The organism is Paraburkholderia sp. (genome assembly GCF_036488505.1).
Lineage (GTDB): Bacteria > Pseudomonadota > Gammaproteobacteria > Burkholderiales > Burkholderiaceae > Paraburkholderia.
Window position 1 is genome coordinate 1 of sequence record NZ_DASXHN010000044.1, and the last position, 15,602, is coordinate 15,602.

At 64.3% G+C, this 15,602-nt stretch carries 16 protein-coding genes and 1 pseudogene; 2 read left to right on the forward strand and 15 right to left on the reverse strand.

The genetic code is table 11. From position 1 onward, the window contains the following. Positions 1 to 490, reverse strand: a 490-nt coding sequence (locus tag VGH68_RS02560; RefSeq protein WP_331601936.1) for an arginase family protein, incomplete at its 3' end; no start/stop codon positions are given. Positions 491 to 568: 78 nt separating this feature from the next. Continuing rightward, entirely contained in the window at positions 569 to 1,852 is a 1,284-nt protein-coding gene (gene gabT / locus VGH68_RS02565; protein WP_331601937.1) for a 4-aminobutyrate--2-oxoglutarate transaminase, read from the reverse strand. Positions 1,853 to 2,079: 227 nt separating this feature from the next. Here gabT and VGH68_RS02570 point away from each other — a divergent pair, with 227 nt between their 5' ends. Beyond that, positions 2,080 to 2,322 (forward strand): hypothetical protein, encoded by a 243-nt coding sequence (locus tag VGH68_RS02570; RefSeq protein WP_331601938.1) that lies wholly within the window; start codon positions 2,080 to 2,082, stop codon positions 2,320 to 2,322. A 170-nt stretch (positions 2,323 to 2,492) separates the two neighbouring features. On the opposite strand, the gene VGH68_RS02575 is transcribed toward VGH68_RS02570, so the two are convergent. From VGH68_RS02575 to VGH68_RS02635, 13 genes are all read right to left on the reverse strand, one after another. Then, positions 2,493 to 3,059, reverse strand: coding sequence for a hypothetical protein (locus VGH68_RS02575; protein WP_331601939.1), 567 nt, complete (start codon positions 3,057 to 3,059; stop codon positions 2,493 to 2,495). A gap of 371 nt (positions 3,060 to 3,430) precedes the next feature. Further along, entirely contained in the window at positions 3,431 to 4,426 is a 996-nt protein-coding gene (locus VGH68_RS02580; RefSeq protein WP_331601940.1) for an MxaL protein, read from the reverse strand. Continuing rightward, entirely contained in the window at positions 4,423 to 4,998 is a 576-nt protein-coding gene (locus tag VGH68_RS02585) for a tetratricopeptide repeat protein (RefSeq protein ID WP_331601941.1), read from the reverse strand. Before VGH68_RS02585 ends, VGH68_RS02580 begins: the two co-directional genes overlap by 4 nt. Continuing rightward, on the reverse strand, positions 4,995 to 5,981 hold the full coding sequence (locus VGH68_RS02590; RefSeq protein ID WP_331601942.1) for a vWA domain-containing protein: 987 nt from the start codon (positions 5,979 to 5,981) through the stop codon (positions 4,995 to 4,997). Before VGH68_RS02590 ends, VGH68_RS02585 begins: the two co-directional genes overlap by 4 nt. Further along, entirely contained in the window at positions 5,978 to 6,913 is a 936-nt protein-coding gene (locus VGH68_RS02595) for a calcium incorporation protein MxaA (RefSeq protein WP_331601943.1), read from the reverse strand. Before VGH68_RS02595 ends, VGH68_RS02590 begins: the two co-directional genes overlap by 4 nt. Beyond that, entirely contained in the window at positions 6,910 to 7,773 is an 864-nt protein-coding gene (locus VGH68_RS02600) for a DUF58 domain-containing protein (RefSeq protein WP_331601944.1), read from the reverse strand. The genes VGH68_RS02595 and VGH68_RS02600 overlap by 4 nt, the downstream gene beginning before the upstream one ends. A 17-nt stretch (positions 7,774 to 7,790) precedes the next feature. Then, positions 7,791 to 8,813, reverse strand: a complete 1,023-nt coding sequence (locus tag VGH68_RS02605; RefSeq protein ID WP_331601945.1) for a MoxR family ATPase — start codon at positions 8,811 to 8,813, stop codon at positions 7,791 to 7,793. Between the two features lie 306 nt (positions 8,814 to 9,119). Continuing rightward, positions 9,120 to 9,689 (reverse strand): DUF3280 domain-containing protein, encoded by a 570-nt coding sequence (locus VGH68_RS02610; protein WP_331601946.1) that lies wholly within the window; start codon positions 9,687 to 9,689, stop codon positions 9,120 to 9,122. Between the two features lie 4 nt (positions 9,690 to 9,693). After that, positions 9,694 to 10,698, reverse strand: a complete 1,005-nt coding sequence (locus VGH68_RS02615; RefSeq protein WP_331601947.1) for a LysR family transcriptional regulator — start codon at positions 10,696 to 10,698, stop codon at positions 9,694 to 9,696. A 197-nt stretch (positions 10,699 to 10,895) separates the two neighbouring features. Then, entirely contained in the window at positions 10,896 to 11,672 is a 777-nt protein-coding gene (locus tag VGH68_RS02620; protein WP_331601948.1) for a hypothetical protein, read from the reverse strand. Beyond that, a complete protein-coding gene (locus VGH68_RS02625) occupies positions 11,669 to 12,580 on the reverse strand; it encodes a substrate-binding domain-containing protein (RefSeq protein WP_331601949.1) in 912 nt (303 codons plus the stop codon). The genes VGH68_RS02620 and VGH68_RS02625 overlap by 4 nt, the downstream gene beginning before the upstream one ends. Before the next feature lie 36 nt (positions 12,581 to 12,616). Further along, positions 12,617 to 13,036: a c-type cytochrome gene (locus VGH68_RS02630; protein WP_331601950.1), complete on the reverse strand. Its 420-nt coding sequence runs from the start codon at positions 13,034 to 13,036 to the stop codon at positions 12,617 to 12,619. 225 nt (positions 13,037 to 13,261) lie between these two features. After that, positions 13,262 to 15,079: a methanol/ethanol family PQQ-dependent dehydrogenase gene (locus tag VGH68_RS02635; protein ID WP_331601951.1), complete on the reverse strand. Its 1,818-nt coding sequence runs from the start codon at positions 15,077 to 15,079 to the stop codon at positions 13,262 to 13,264. 418 nt (positions 15,080 to 15,497) lie between these two features. On the opposite strand from VGH68_RS02635, the pseudogene VGH68_RS02640 reads away from it, so the two are divergent. Beyond that, positions 15,498 to 15,602: pseudogene (locus tag VGH68_RS02640) on the forward strand (4a-hydroxytetrahydrobiopterin dehydratase); the annotation flags it as partial.

The window sequence follows — 15,602 nt, forward strand, 5'->3', positions numbered from 1 at the left end:
CGATCTTCTCGCCCATCATCGTGTCGTTGACGTCCGCATGGGCGTCGACGTGGATCAGCCCGACCTTGCCGTGCTTGCGATGGATTGCGCGCAGGATGGGCAACGCGATCGTGTGATCGCCACCGAGCGTAATCGGCGTTGCGCCGTGCCCGAGGATTGCGTCGTACGCGGTTTCGATGCGCGCGATCGAATCGAGCAGGTTGTACGGATTGATCGCGACGTCGCCGATATCGGCCACGCGCAGCGAATCGAACGGCGCGGCGCGCGTCGCCATGTTGTACGGCCGCAGCAGCACCGACTCGCTGCGAATCTGGCGCGGCCCGAACCGCGCGCCGGTGCGGTTCGACGTACCGAGATCGAACGGCACGCCGACAAAGCACGCATCGAGGCCTGCAGCCGACGCAACGTTCGGCAACCGCATCATCGTCGCGATGCCTCCGCAGCGCGGCATCTCGTTTCCGCCCATCGGTTGAAAATAGCCGTCAGACATGTTCAGCCTCCGTGTCCATTCAGATCTACCCCTCGCCTGTGCCACCCGCGTCAACGGGTGCGGCGCGGGTGAGTCGCTTTACGCCGCGACAGCGACGCTCTCGTTGATCGCGGCTTCGAGAATCGCGATCGCTTCGTCGAATACGGCGTCCGGGATCGTCAGCGGGAACAGCAAGCGCACCACGTTCGAATAGAGGCCGCACACCAGCAACAGCAAGCCGCGTTCGAGCGCGCGCGCCTGCACCCTTGTCGCGAAGCCGGCGTCCGGCCCGCAGCCGTCCGCGTTGCAGAACTCGACGGCCACCATCGCACCGGGCCCGCGCACTTCGGCAATCTGCGGTATTTCGCGCTGCAGCGCGACGAGTTTGGCCTTGACCCGGTCGCCGAGAACCGTGGCCCGCTCGCATAGCTGCTCCTCGTCGATGATGTCGAGTACCGCATGCGCGGCGGCCAGCGCGAGCGGATTGCCGGCGTAGGTGCCGCCGAGCCCGCCGGGGGCCGCCGCATCCATCACGTCGGCGCGGCCGACCACGCCCGACAGCGGCATGCCGCCCGCGAGGCTTTTCGCCATCGTCATCAGGTCGGGCGCCACGTCGTAGTGATGCATCGCGAACAGCTTGCCGGTGCGCGCAAAACCGGTCTGCACTTCATCGGCGATCAGCAGGATGCCGTGTGCGTCGCACAGCGTGCGCAACCCCCGCACGAACTCGACCGGTGCCTGATAGAAGCCGCCTTCGCCCTGAACCGGTTCGAAGATGATCGCGGCCACACGCTTTGGATCGATGTCGGCCTTGAACAGATGGTCGATGTACTTCAGCGAATCGGCGGTGCTCACGCCATGCAACGGATTCGGGAATGGCGCATGAAACACGTCCGGCGGGAACGGGCCGAAGCCCGTCTTGTATGGCGCGACCTTGCCGGTCAGCGCCATGCCCATCAGCGTGCGGCCGTGGAAGCCGCCGGTGAACGCTATCACGCCCGCACGGCCGGTCGCGGCACGGGCGATCTTGATCGCGTTTTCGACGGCTTCGGCGCCGGTCGTGAAGAACGCGGTCTTCTTCGGATAGTCGCCCGGCGCGCGCTGGTTGATCTTTTCGGCCAACTCAACGTACGACGCATACGGGACGATCTGATACGCGGTGTGCGTAAAACGATCGAGCTGGTCGCGAATCGCGGCGACGATCTTCGGATGACGATGGCCCGTGTTGCACACCGCAATGCCGGCGGCGAAGTCGATAAAACGGCGGCCTTCGATATCCCACAGCTCGGCGTTTTCAGCGCGCGCTGCGTAGAAATCGCACATGACCCCGACACCGCGCGGCGTCGCGGCGTCCCTGCGGCTTTTCAGCTCGGCATTGTTCATCGACATCCCCTTCGCTCACGACCCTGGACGGACGCCGCGCGCAAGGCGCGGTACATGCAGCGACTATAAAGAGATTTGGCACTTGGATTCAGAGCCATTTTGGTAAAAATGTAGGAGCCAATCAGGCGCACGGGTGTGCTGCAGTGCGGGCGGCGGTATGGGCTGGAGATCGAGGAATGCGACGACCGCCTGGCAGCTACCCACGCATCGTGATTAAGGCCCATTGAGTGCAAACGAGCGCCACCGACAACGCACCGTCCAGGCAACCTCAACGAGAAAAAAGAAAAAACAAAAAGAAAAAGAAAAACGAAGGAGCAAGGAGGCAGAAAGAAAAGGAAGAAGGAAAGAATCCAGCGATGGCTTTTGAGCAAAGCGACGGTGCGCGCAGCGCCGCCGGAAGAATGACTGCTTTGTCACTACCGTTGAATGTGCGGGAGCACCGATTCCAGATGCACCATTGCCGACGGTGAACCGAGGTGCCCACTTAAGAGCTTACGGTGTGAAGCTGCTTTCTTGCCAACTTTCTTTGCAGCCGCAAAGAAGGTTCCGCCCCGCACAGGGGCAACACTAATAGACTAAAAGCAAAACACAAAAAGGCCAGGAATAAGAAACAGAGAAAAGAGAGAAGCCAAAAAAGCATTCAAAACTTATGCTTCACAATAAGCGTAGCCCCCGTATCATGCGAATGCAAAACGGCAACTCTCGCCGTCCCGGTAAAAACCCAATCATCGACAATCAACGAAAGCCGCCTCTGCGGCGAGGCTCCAATCGACAAAGCAGACGTATTCATCTGCACGATAGACAATTGCGGCCCGCTAGCCGGCCTAAATTGAAGTGGATTCGCATCGGGCCGAGAGCCAGCCGTAGGCACAGGGACAGCCGCAGACACAGCGCCACCCAAACCATCCCCGTCCAGCGCAGCGGGCAGCGCTCTATACCGTATATCTGTCGTCAACCCAGAACTATAAAAATTCTGAAGCTGCCCATAAAACGGCTTGCCCTGATCCGCCTGATACTCCATCGCATAACGCTGCTGCTGAAAATACCGCCGGGGCTCGGGAATCGGCGGCACCGCTTCAACAGGCGCGGGCGCGATATTGGCGACCACCATCGTCTGGGGCGAGTCGCTAGCGAGCCCGCCCGCCCACGCGGCGCCACTCAGCGCGAAAAGTACCGCACCGACAATCCTTTCGTTCGGGCACGTCATGAGCATGCCTCCAATGAAGGAACTCAAACGTCACATGACTAACCGTTCCGACCGCGCACACCGCTATTGCCACCAATTGCATTCACCCATTGTAGTCAGTCATTCGCATACCGAAAGCCCGATATGCGAGCGACGTCGCGTCCACACACGTGCACTCGGGCTTTCCCTGGCCACGCTCGTATTGAATTTCGGAATGCCCGATAGATAACGCTTCCTGGAAGCATTATCAGCAGCACAAGACCGGCAAAAGCGACTGCAAGAAAACACTTGATAGCCGCGACGCCGGCAAGTCTTGCAACCCGCGCGGGTCGCTCGCGCGTGTGCCCGTCGATTGCTATCGACAACCGTTGCGCTGTCAACGTCTCGAAGATTTATTCGACTCGCGGTGAACGCTCAGTCGATATCGGCGCGATCCGCCGAAAGACCGTGCGGATGCGCTGACGGCCCGCGCGTGACCACGCCCAAACCGCGTCAGGCATAAATCGCGCGGCCAGCAGCAGCAGCGCGAGCAGCGCGGGAGACCAGCGCCAGTCGGTCGGCACCGGTTCGCGATGAGCGAAGCGCAGATCCAGCAGCGCATCGCTCAATGAAGCCGAGCTCAACAGGCGTCGATATGCAAGACCGGTTTGCCCGGCCACTGACTCCAGGTACTGACCTCGCAATTCGGAAAGCTCCTCGTGCGTGTCCCCCTGCGCGGTCGATCCCGGCGGAGTCGGCACCTGGATCACGTCGTCGGCCTGCCAGTAGCCGATCCGGTTGCCGCTCGCATCGCTCTTCGGGATCGCCGCTGGCTGATCGCCGCCCACGCCGATCAGCCAGCCCTTGATACGCGCGGCGTTGATGCCGGGCATCAACTCGCGCGACGTCGACACGGGCGGCGCCTCCTGACCATCGGTGACGAATACGATTGCCGCGCCGTCGCCGAGGTCCTGCGCGACGCGCACCGCCGAGTACACCCCGCCTTCGGCGATTCGGCTCCAGTTGGTCCAGCGCATCCGTCCGTCGATACCATCGAGCGACACCAGCAATGCGTCGTAGTTGCCGCACACTTCGACGGGCGGCAGCAACAGCAGCGTGCGTTGCCCGGTGAACACGCTCCAGCCCACCTTCGAGCCGCACGGCAAGCGCCCGAGCGCGTCGCGCATCGCGGCCTGCGCGAACTTCAGCCGGCTGAGCGGCACGCCGTCGAGCGTGACGTCCTCGACGTTCATGCTTTGCGTAATATCGAACGTGACGATGTAGTCGAACGTATTGCGCGGCAAGGTCACGTCCGGCATCGCGACTGCCGCGATCAACGCGACCAGCGCAAGCGGCATCAGCGCGGCCCGCAGTCTCGCGACACCCCGCCCGCGCGCCGCGCCGCTCATGGCAGATCCATGCTCTGCGCGTCGCGCAGCTTGACGTTGTGCTGCTCCTTCACATCCGGCTGATCGAGCGCGGATTGCGTTTCCGGCGCGAGCCACAGCGCGCGCTCGAGGTTGTAACGCGCATCCCAATCGCCTGGCGTCGAGCGCAGCACGATCCGGTAGCGCGCCTTCGCCTCGTTGACCATCGAAATCGATCTGAGTACGCGCGCCCCGCCATCGCCACTGCCTTCGCGCAGATACATGTTGCCGAGATCGTACAGCGCCGCGCGGCCGAGATCGTCGAGCCGGCTCTCGTGGATCAGGCCGTTGTAGAGCCGCGCAGCCGCGTCGTAGGCGCCCGCTTTCGATAGCATCGTCGCGCGCGCCAGCCGAACCTGGGGCGCTTCATCGTCGCCCGCGCGCTCATCCTGCGAGCCCGGCTTCGCCGCGTTCGCCGGAGCCGGCGCGCTCACCGCGGCAATCGCGCGATTGATCTGCACGGCATGCTGAAGACGCACCCAACTAGATACGCCCCAGGCGGCACAGCAGATCGCGACCGTGCCAAACGCGGCGTGAATCAGTGTGCGTTTCATGCCCACCTCCTGACCCGCAGCATCTGCAACAGCATCAGCACCATCGCCGAGCCCAGCGCAACCGCAAAGCAATACCGGCTCAGATCCTGTCGCGGCAGATGTTCGATGAACGTCGTCGGTGCGTTCTGCTGGCGATTGATCTCGGCGATGGCCGCCATCATCCCCTTCTCGTCCTGCGCCTGAAACAGCCGGTAAGGCGTTTTCAGCGTCAGAAAATAGCGATGCAGTTCGGCTTCGGCCGTGTCTTCGTGGGCAGGCAGCCGCGCGTTCAGATCGGGGCTGTAGATGCTGCTGCGCAGGTAGATGAAATAAAGCGCGACATGGTTGCGCTGGAGTCCCTCCTGAATGCGCCGCCGCACTGTCGGGTCGAGCCGCGCGCCGCCGTCGGACACCAGCACGATCGCGCGGCGTGCCGACGAAGCGCGGCCGTCGAACTGCTCGAGCGCGGCCAGCATGCCGCGATCGAGTTGCGTGTCCGGCATGCCGCGGCCGATCGCGGTGGCGGCGACCGCTTCCTCGATCACCCGATGGTCGTATGTGAACGGCATCGCCAGCACCGGGCTGCTGCCGAACATCATGAACGCGAGCTGGTCGTTGGGGCGCTGCTCGACGAAGCTCGTCAACGACGCACGCGCCACCTTGTTCTTCGATTCGCCGCGCGGCGCCTCGACGCCCGCGCTGCCCATCGGCTCGTCCATGCTCGCGCTGCGGTCCATCAGGATCAGGATCTGCGCGCCGCTGCCGGTGCGCAGCACCTGCCGTTGGGCGCGGCCGGGGCCAGCGAGTCCGACGACGAGCGCCGCGATCGCAAGCACCGCGCTGCCGCGCGCGAGCCAGCCGGCCCAGCGTCCGATGTGATCGACCGGCAACCACGCGACGCTCGGAAACACCAGCGTATCGCTGCGCCGCGGCAGCACCGGCAACGCGGCGAGCGGCAGCAGAACGAGCAGCCACGGATGCGCGAAATCGAACGCGAAGCTCATCGCTGGTGACGCCGCTCGGCGCGATACAGCGCGTGGCAGAACGCCTGCAACGGAAACTCGGCGGCGGCCGGCGCGGGTTGGAAAAAGCGCTCGGCCGACACCTGATAGAAGCGTTCGAGTTGCGCGCGCAACGGTTGCAGATACGGGGCGCGCGCGAGCAGCGCGGACAGCGATCCCGCATGCACGACCTGCCCGGCCGTTTCGTTCAACGCCTGATGCAGACAGAACCACGCGTCGCTCGACGCGGCGGCTTGCGCATCGGAAAACCGTTGCATCCGCCGCCATGCGCGCGCGAACGGCAGCCGCGCCGCTTCGCGCTGGTTGCGCCATCCCCACCAGAGCGCCCATCCGAGCAGCGTCGCGAGCAGCAGCCCGCACGCCCACGCAAGCTGGCGGCGCAGGCCGGCCGTGGCCAGCCACGGCGCCTCGCGATCGGGCCGCAACGGCAGCAGGTCGCCGGTCGCGAACGCGTTCGGCGGAGTCAGCGGTCCGACGCTCGCCGGCCATTCGGCGATCTGCAATTGCGTGCCCGTTGCCGATGTCAGCGTCAACGCGGGCAACGTGATTTGCGTGAGCGTCTGCGGCGCGTTGACGACCTGATAGGCGATCACCATCCACTTGCGGCCATCGGCATCGGTTTCGAGCGACACAGGCCGCCGTTCGAGCCACTCACCCGTGCGGCCGACCGAAGGCGGCGTGACCGCGCCCACGTCGTTGCCATCCGCCTGCAGTAGCACACGCTGCGTCAGCACGTCGCCGAGCACGTAGCCAAATGCACGAGGCTCCTGAACGAACGCGGGTACCGTCGTGGCGGCCGCGCTGACCGCCCACAGTGCGCACACTGCGCACGCGGCACACGACAGCAGCGACGCGGCCGATACGCGCGCCGCCTCACTGCGTATGACACCGCCCCGGCGCGCGCCCGGCCTCATGCCGTCATCTCCAGAAAGTAACGCGACATCGCTTCGGGATCGAACCCGCCTTCGACATAAAACGGCCGGATGCCGCGCGCGCCGAACACGTCGGCCAGTTCGCCGCGACGGTGCGCGACCCCTTCGCGCCACCGCTCACGCATCCGCTCGCGCAGCCACACCATGCGCTGCTCGCCCGACTCGGCATCGTTGACCGCCAGCAGCGGCGCGTGCCGCGGCGGCGAGATTTCCGCGCCGTCCCACACGACCATCGGCACCACGCACGCATGCACCAGCATGTCGAGCACGGACGGCAGTTGCTCAAGCGGCCAGTGGAAATCGGACACGATGAACACCAGCGCCTGGCGGCCGGCCAGACGCGTCGCGCAGCGCCGCAGTCCTTCGATCGCGCCGCGCCCGGCCGCGCGGCTCGCGCAGTCGCGCAGCATCGTCGCGAGCAGATGGCCGGTGCCGCGGCCGGTGCGCGCCGGCATGAACAGATCGTCGCGTTCGGCCGCGTCGAAGGCCAGCATGCCGAGCCGGTCGCCGACCCGGAACGCGCTATAGCCGAGCGCTTCGACGAAATCGGCGGCGACATGCAGCTTGGTGCGGCGCGTGCCGAACTGCATCGACGCCGACACGTCGGCGATCACCACCACCTGCACCGCCACCCGCTGCAAATGGACCCGCACCAGCCATTCGTCGCGCGCGGCGCGCAGGCTTGCCCGCAAATCCAGACGGCGCGGGTCCGGATGGTCGAACAGGCGGCCGTGCATCGCGAATTGCTGGCCGGAGCCGAAGCTCGCACCGGGATGCGAGCCGGGCCGCGCGCCCCCGGCGCGCATCGGCAAACGGTAGCTGAATTCCGCGATGCCGCTCATGGGTCAGCGCTCCGGGTTCAGCGAGGCACGGCCACTTTGGCCGTGATCTGCGCGATCAGCGCCTCGGCCAGCTCCTGGCGGCGCAGCTCGTAGATCGGCGTGAAGAACACGCGATGACCGAGCGCGGGGAGCAGCACCTCGTGGATGTCCTCCGGAATCAGATGCGAGCGCCCCGCCAGCCAGGCGACCACCCGCGCGGCCCGCAACAGCGCACTCATCCCGCGTGGGCTCGCGCCGGCGAGAATCAGCTGCTGCATGTCGACGCCATCGAGCGTGATGCCGAAACGCAGCGGCGTTTCAGTGGCCTGCCAGATATCCAGCACGTAGCGCTCGATCGCCTCGCTCGCCTGTACCTCCTGCTGAATCGACGCGCCGATAGCGTTCAACTGTTCCCACGGCACGATCGACGGCGTCAGTTGCGCGAGCAGTCTGTCGACGTCATGGAACATCGTGTCGAACACCAGCATGCGGCGGGCGTCCTCTTCGGCGGGCGTGGGCATGTTCAGTTCGAACAGGAAGCGGTCGCGCGCCGCCGACGCCAGTTCGAAGGTCTCTTCCTTTTCAACCTTGTTGCGATCGGCGAACACCGTCATATGCGGAAAGCGATACTCGCGGCCGAACGCCCATACGGAACGCTCGGCCATCGCGCGCAGCAATAGCGACTGCACCTGCGGGCGCGCGCGATTGATCTCGTTGAAGAAGAACGTGGTCAACTGCTCGCCGTGACGCAGCAATGGGCCGGGCTCGATGCGCGGCTTGCCGTCCGCATCGACATAGGTGTGATAGACGAGGTCGCCCGGCATCAGATCGATCGTGCCTTCGACGCGCTCGAAGTCGCCGCCGACCACCCGGGCGAACGCGCGCAATACCGTGGTCTTGCCGACGCCGACACCGCCTTCGAGCAACACGTGGCCCCGTGCGAACAGCGCGACGTTGACGAGCCTCAGGGTTTGCCGCTGGCCGATCACCACCCTCGCAACTTCGTTTTCGATCTGCTGTGCGTGAAGACGCCAGTCCTGAAGCTGTTCGCCAGAATTCATCGCTGGGATCCCCTCCTTGCGGCTTGCTCGTGGGCCTGCTTGCGCGTCCGCTTGCATTCGCGATGGCATGCCGATGCGCGCGCCGAAGACTGATGCGAGTGCGTGTTTATATTCGGGCAAGCGGCGGCGCGGATACGCCGGGGACTCGCCAGCATCTGCTGAAAGCACGCTTTGTGCCGGTCACTCGAACCGGCTGGCCGTGGTAGGCCGCTTGCGAATAGTTGGCACCCTGTCACGAGATCCGGGTACACACTGTGCCATCGGCCGCCGCTGTGCCGCGCGCCGCCGCGCGATGCAGCGACACCGTCATCTAGGGGGTGCGCGATCCGGCGCATCCGTGTTCGGATCAGCATCGACCAGCAAGCCGACGAGTGCTGTCGCGCCGCGTCGCCACGACAAATCGGTATTACCGCGAATATCGACCGAGCGCTGGAACAAGGTCTTGCCGCTGGCCACGTCTTGTACGCGCAGGTTCATGTTGAGGATCAGGTTGCTGACTTTCTGGACCCAGCAGACACCCACCTGTTCGACGCCCAGTTCGCGCCCGACCTGGCGCGCACAGCCATCGCACGACGTGAGGTCCTGGGACGCGCCGAGGCGCGTGATCAGACCGGCGGCGCGGCTGTTGTCGGCAACCCGGTAGCGCTCGCTCGCGCCCAGTTGCGCGCGCAGTGCGTCGCTGACCATGTCGATGCGAGCCGCCTGTGCGCGGTTGGTATCGGCATCGTTATAGCGTGCGTTGTCGTCGATCAGTCCACAATTGAGCACCGCGATTGAAACCGGCCCGGCCCACGCCGGCGTCATGCCGAACATCAATAAGCCGGCCACCGCAACGCAAACCGCGAACGCCAAACGCACAGAGGCCCGTTCACTCATATCGCTACCGCTCCGCACGAACCGCCGGCTTCGCAAATACACCTGCGAACGCCGCGTATTCGCGCTCCAGATGCGCCGCTGCATGCTCGAGCAAAAACTGGCGAAACATCATGCTGGTCGGCGAAAGCTGCTTCGAGCGCAGATGCACGACCTGCCACGTTCGTTCGATTGGCGTGCCGTTCACATCGAGCAGCGCGATTTCGCCGGTGCGCAGTTCCAGCAGCAACGTATGCAGCGAAATCAGGCTCACCCCCATGCCCGCCATCACCGCCTGCTTGATGGTTTCGTTGCTGCCGAGCGTGACGGTCTTCGCGGGCGTGAACAGATGCTGGCGGAACATCACCTCGGCCGAGATGCGAGTACCTGAGCCGGGTTCTCGCAGCAAAAACGTATCGCCGCGCAACTCCTGCAGATCGAAGCGGCGCGCGCCGCACAACGGATGACTCAGCGGCGCGACCACCACTTGCGGGTGGCTCGCCAGCGGCTCGGCCGTCGTGTCGAGTTCCGGCGGCGGACGCCCCATGATCGCGAGATCGATCGCGTTGTCCTGCAACATCCGCAAGAGCGCGTCGCGATTGCCGACAGAGAAATGCACATCGACCTTCGGGTACAGATGCGAATACTGCGCGAGCAGTTTCGGCGCGAAGTACGTCGCTGAACTGACGATGCCGACGTTGATCGAGCCGCTATCGGCCTGCTTCAGCGACATCATCGCGTCTTCCGCATCCTTGATTTCGCCGAGGATACGGCTCGCGTGATGGGTCAGCATCTCGCCCGCTTCGGTCAGCGCCAGCTTGCGCGCGACGCGCTCGAACAGCGGCAGGCCGACCGCGTCTTCGAGTTGATGAATCTGCATCGATACCGCCGGCTGCGTCAGATGCAACTCTTCGGCCGCGCGCGCGAAACTCGTGTAGCGGCTCGCGACGACGAAGATCTGCAATTGCCGCAGCGTCAGCGTGCGAACGAAATTCAGATTGACACGGTTCGTCGCGAAGCGCGCGCTCTGCATGGCGACTAGCCGCTTTGCCGGGCGAATGCATCCGCGAGCGCGGCCGGCGCGACGGCGCGTAGTTCGCGCACGCGCTTGATCCGATTCGATGCGCGGTCCTGGGCGTCCATCGGCATGCAAGCGCTCCTATGCGAGTCGAGCGGTGGTGGACACCATGGCGATGCCGGTCTCGCGCGGCTCGACCCGGCCGTGCGGATTCAACGGCTGGCCCTCGGCGCATTGGTCGACGGCTTCGCCGGTGCATTGGCAGGCGGCGGCAATTTGCGCACGACCGACTGAAAGCTCATCGATTCCGTATGCGCCGGATGCGCGAAGTCGTTGTTCGGCCCCGGCAGGTCGGTGCGAATCTGCACGAGCTGGCCGGGCACGTCGTCGGCCAGCAGGAAGGTGTAGCGCTTGCCGGTGTATTGCGCGAAGCGCTCCCCATTCGGATCGTTCAGATAGGGCTGCACGACGATGCGGCGCGTATGGACCGGCTTGCCGCCGACCTCGCCGGGCACGCTCTCTATCTGCGGTCCGGCGGCGAGCGCAAGGCGCAACCGCTGCTGGAAATAGCGGCGCTGGCCGCCCGTCAGGCCCTGCATCTCGGCAATGTCGCGCTCGAGAAAATAGATGATCGCCGGATTGCACTGCAGCCCGCCGATCGGCAGGTTCACGCTGCCGCTATGGTCCGACACCTGAGCGTCGCCTTTCGTGTTATCGGGGCTCACCACCAGCACCTTGACGACGTCGGCGCTATGCGACGGCTGCTCCGAATTGATCAGCGCGTAGTCGAGTTCGGTCTGCGCGGCGACGCCGTGCAGATGGTCGGTCAGAAAGATCAGGCGTTCCGCCGGCGTGATCTCGTCGCTGGGCTGCGCGCCCGCCGCCCGCGCGACGGCGGGCGCCAGGCTCAGCGCGAAGCTCATGCAGATCAGCATCGACAGCAGCGCGGCGCCCGCCGCGCGGACCCAGCCGCTGCGCGCACGCGTCATTGCGACGCGTCGCCGGGCCGGGACGCCGGCACGTCGACCGGTTTGAGCATCGGCACCTCGTAGGTGGCGAGGATACTGTCGATCTTGTCGTGATTCGCGCCGATCCATTGATCCACCTTGTCCTTCCATGCCTTCTCGCCGTAACGCACGCCCATCGAGATCGTGTAGTCGAAGCGGATGCCGGGCTGCGCGGGGAACGGCACGAGCCTGACCGAATCGCCGGCGCGCTTCGCGAAGTAGCCGGCAATCGGCCCCCACAGGAACACCACGTCGACGTTGCCCGCGCGCAGGTCGTGTTCGACCATCTGGCCGGGGTATTCGGCGGGGTCGCCGCTTTGCACCTGGTACGACACCGCCTGGTCGATCAGGTTGTGCCCGAGCAGCCAGTCCACCGCGGGTGTCTGCGAAAAGATGCCGAAACGCAGCTTGTGCAGTTGCTCGGGCGGCAGCTTGAGCAGATCGTCGGGCGTCTGGATACTCGCGAACTCGGGGCGGTTCGGGAACACCATCGCATAGGTCGAGCGCAGATACGGCTGCGTCGTCGACGTCATGTCATAACCCTTGGGCACGCCGATGATCAGATCGCACCGGTAGCGCTGGGTGTTGTCTTCCTTCTCGCGCAACGTGTGACGCACGAAGCCCATGCGCTGCGGGAAGTATGTGTATTCGAGCTTGTAGCCGAAATCGCTCGCCATTTGCGCGGCGATCCGGTTTTCGTAGCCTTCGCCCTTGTCGTTCGACAACGGCATGTTGTTCGGGTCCGCGCACACTCGGAGCACGCCGTCCGCACCATCGTTGTTGGGCAGCGCCGGGCCGTCGGCCCTGACCGCCGCACTCGCGAATGCCGCGCAACACAGCGCGGCGGCGATCACGCCGGCGTGCATGGACATGGTTCTCTTATCGCGCATCGTAAGCCTCCGAAAAATGACGGCCTGCCGGTTTTTTTATTTTGCGTCGATGGCCTGCAGATCGCCCGGCTTGATCTGTCCATCGGAACGCCCTTTCAGATAGGCGTACAGGTTTTCCCAGTTCTTCTGCATCATCTGGCTGCTGCTGAAATCAGGCATGCCTTTCTCGACCCGCCCGCCGAACACCGTGCGATGAAACTCAGTCTTGTCCAGCGTCTTGAATGCGTCGATCAGCGACGGCCCGACCATACCCTGCTGTTGCGCACCGTGGCAGCGTTCGCAAGCGAGCGCACGCCAGGTCTTCCATCCCAATAGCGTACTGCTGTCGACCTTGTTGCCGTCGACCACCTTGTACGCGACCTGCGCAATCGAGGGATTGTTCTGCGCGTACACGACCGGCAGCAGAACGAGCGCCGCGGGCACCGCCGCGAGCATCAGGATTGATCGGCCTTTCATGCATCTGTCTCCATAGTGGGAACCGCGCGCCCCGGAGCGTTTCCTCAACGCATCGGTCAATGGGCACGGGTGGGTCGTTGCGCGGGGTGAATCCGCGTGTCGAGTGGTGCGGCTGGCAGGGCCGGATGAACGGCCCGATGAGCGGCCCGGTGAGCCGCCGGTGCGTCCTGATACGACGAACGCGCCGGCCATTCGATTCAGCCCGCCAGCATTTCAGCGCGCTGGTCAGCTCTTCTCGTTCGGGATCGCGAACACGAACAGCGTGCCGCCAAGCGCGGTGTACTTCGCCAGTTCACGATAGCCGCCGACCGCGCCCAGACCTTCGGTCGACTTTTCCAGACCGGCTGCCATGCCGATGCCGGCCCAGCCGCCGATGCCCGAGTACACGCCGACATACTGCTTGCCCTGATACTCGTAAGTGAAGACGTTGCCGATGATTCCCGACGGCGTCTTGAAGCGCCACAATTCCTTGCCGTCCTTGATGCGAACCGCCTTCAGGTAGCCTTCGAGCGTGCCGTAGAACGCGATCCCGCCACCCGTCGCCAGCACACCCGACCACACCGAGAAGCGCTCCGGCTTCGAGTAGATGATCTTGCCCTTGCTCGCATCCCAAGCGATGAAGTTGCCCATCGCGTTGTTGTCGTTCGGACCCGGATACATCGACAAGGTGGCGCCCACATACGGCTGACCGGACACGTAGTCGACATCGAACGGCTCATAGTCCATACAGACGTGATTGGTCGGCACGAGGAACATATTGCTGTTCGGATCGAACGCGGCCGGTTGCTGGTCCTTCGAGCCGAGTGCCGCCGGGCAGATACCCTTCACATTGTGATCGGAGCCGGCCGCTTGCGTCGAATACGCCGCGTTGCGAATCGGCAGATCGCTTTGCAGGTCCACGCGATCGGCCCAGTTCACCGCCGGGTCGTACTTCTGCGCGACCAGCAGTTGTCCGGTTTCGCGATTGAGCGTATAGCCGAAGCCGTTACGGTCGAAGTGAACGATCGAGGGCACCTTCTTGCCGTTGATCGTCAGGTCCGACAGGATCATTTCGTTGACGCCGTCATAGTCCCATTCGTCGTGCGGCGTCATCTGGTAGACCCACCTGGCGGTACCGGTATTGAGGTCGCGCGCGAAGATCGACATCGACCATTTGTTGTCGCCCGGACGTTGCGTCGGGTTCCATGTGCCCGGATTGCCAGTGCCATAGTAGACAAGGTTCAGCTTTGGATCCCACGCATACCAGCCCCACGTAGTGCCGCCGCCGAGCTTCCACTGATCGCCCTTCCACGACTTCAGCGACGAATCCGCGCCCACCGGCACCATCTGGCCGTTGGTGTAGGTCATCGTCTTTTGCGGGTCGATCAGCATCTCGTTGTCCGGGCCCGTGCTGTACGCGGTCCAGGCCGGCTTGCCGGTCTTGATGTCGTAAGCGATCAGACGCCCGCGCACGCCGAACTCGCCGCCCGAGATGCCGGTCAGCACCTTGTCGCCGAATACGTGCGGCGCGTTGGTGTTGGTTTCGCCCGCTTTCGGATTGCCGTTCTGCGCGGTCCAGACCACGTCGCCGGTTTTCGCGTTCAACGCCACCAGCTTGGTGTCGGCCTGTTGCAGGAAGATCTTGCCGTCACCGTAAGCGAGGCCGCGGTTCACGGTATCGCAACACATCACGGAGACCACCTGCTCGTCCTGCTTCGGCTGATACTGCCAGATGAACGTCTGGTCCTTCAGGTTGATCGCAATCACCTTGTTAGGAAACGGCGAGTGGATATACATCGTGTCGCCGATCACGAGAGGCGAACCCTCGTGGCCGCGCAGCACCCCCGTCGACATCGTCCATGCGACCTGCAGCTTGCCGACGTTGTTCTCGTTGATCTGCTTCAGTGGGCTGTAGCGATGATTCGCATAATCGCCCGCCTGGGCGGCCCAGTTGGATGGGTTTTTCATCAGTCCGTCGAGCTGCGAATCGGCCTGCGCAGCCAGAGAGCTAAAGGCTGCCGATGCGAGGATCGCGAGCCCAAGAACCACAGTGCGTAAGTTCATGTCTCCTCCAGAATTGTCCTGCTGTTCAACTCACGAATGACCCACGCTACCTCGTCGCATCGTGCGCGCCTTCTCGAGTACAGGTAACGATTCAACGCGCTATCCCGATTCGATGTCGGGCTTCGCGGCGCATGGAGGGCAAACGCATATTCCATGCCGGAAGCTGGCGGCGAACGCCGCATTCGCTGCGCGAACCCGCTTGCACCGCGCGCACGTCGCATCGCAGCCGCTGCGCGCCGCACGTTCGCTCGCGCGCTGTGGCAACCTTGAACTGGTTGCAACACTGAACGCGGCACATACTGTGTCACTCCGGTGATACGAAACGTGTCCTTTGCGAATCGTGCGCCGCACCACGAGTCCGCCGCCTCGCGCAACGCCTGGCACGACGGACGATTTCCGCATCCGAGGAGCAACAGTCATGGCAAAGACAGAGCAGGTCTATTCCGACGACGAGGTCAAGGAGCGCCTCACCGGTCCGCTCCAGCACTGGTATCTCGAGGACGGCTGGCTGCGGCGCAAGTAC

Excerpts from the sequence above, each read along its gene's own strand:
- VGH68_RS02600 (WP_331601944.1), bottom strand. The coding sequence starts at position 7,773 with ATGAGCGGCATCGCGGAATTCAGCTACCGTTTGCCGATGCGCGCCGGG.
- VGH68_RS02575 (WP_331601939.1), bottom strand. The coding sequence starts at position 3,059 with ATGACGTGCCCGAACGAAAGGATTGTCGGTGCGGTACTTTTCGCGCTG.
- VGH68_RS02630 (WP_331601950.1), bottom strand. The coding sequence starts at position 13,036 with ATGAAAGGCCGATCAATCCTGATGCTCGCGGCGGTGCCCGCGGCGCTC.
- VGH68_RS02605 (WP_331601945.1), bottom strand. The coding sequence starts at position 8,813 with ATGAATTCTGGCGAACAGCTTCAGGACTGGCGTCTTCACGCACAGCAG.
- VGH68_RS02580 (WP_331601940.1), bottom strand. The coding sequence starts at position 4,426 with ATGAGCGGCGCGGCGCGCGGGCGGGGTGTCGCGAGACTGCGGGCCGCG.
- VGH68_RS02595 (WP_331601943.1), bottom strand. The coding sequence starts at position 6,913 with ATGAGGCCGGGCGCGCGCCGGGGCGGTGTCATACGCAGTGAGGCGGCG.
- VGH68_RS02635 (WP_331601951.1), bottom strand. The coding sequence starts at position 15,079 with ATGAACTTACGCACTGTGGTTCTTGGGCTCGCGATCCTCGCATCGGCA.
- VGH68_RS02625 (WP_331601949.1), bottom strand. The coding sequence starts at position 12,580 with ATGCGCGATAAGAGAACCATGTCCATGCACGCCGGCGTGATCGCCGCC.
- VGH68_RS02610 (WP_331601946.1), bottom strand. The coding sequence starts at position 9,689 with ATGAGTGAACGGGCCTCTGTGCGTTTGGCGTTCGCGGTTTGCGTTGCG.
- VGH68_RS02590 (WP_331601942.1), bottom strand. The coding sequence starts at position 5,981 with ATGAGCTTCGCGTTCGATTTCGCGCATCCGTGGCTGCTCGTTCTGCTG.
- gabT (WP_331601937.1), bottom strand. The coding sequence starts at position 1,852 with ATGAACAATGCCGAGCTGAAAAGCCGCAGGGACGCCGCGACGCCGCGC.
- VGH68_RS02585 (WP_331601941.1), bottom strand. The coding sequence starts at position 4,998 with ATGAAACGCACACTGATTCACGCCGCGTTTGGCACGGTCGCGATCTGC.
- VGH68_RS02615 (WP_331601947.1), bottom strand. The coding sequence starts at position 10,698 with ATGCAGAGCGCGCGCTTCGCGACGAACCGTGTCAATCTGAATTTCGTT.
- VGH68_RS02620 (WP_331601948.1), bottom strand. The coding sequence starts at position 11,672 with ATGACGCGTGCGCGCAGCGGCTGGGTCCGCGCGGCGGGCGCCGCGCTG.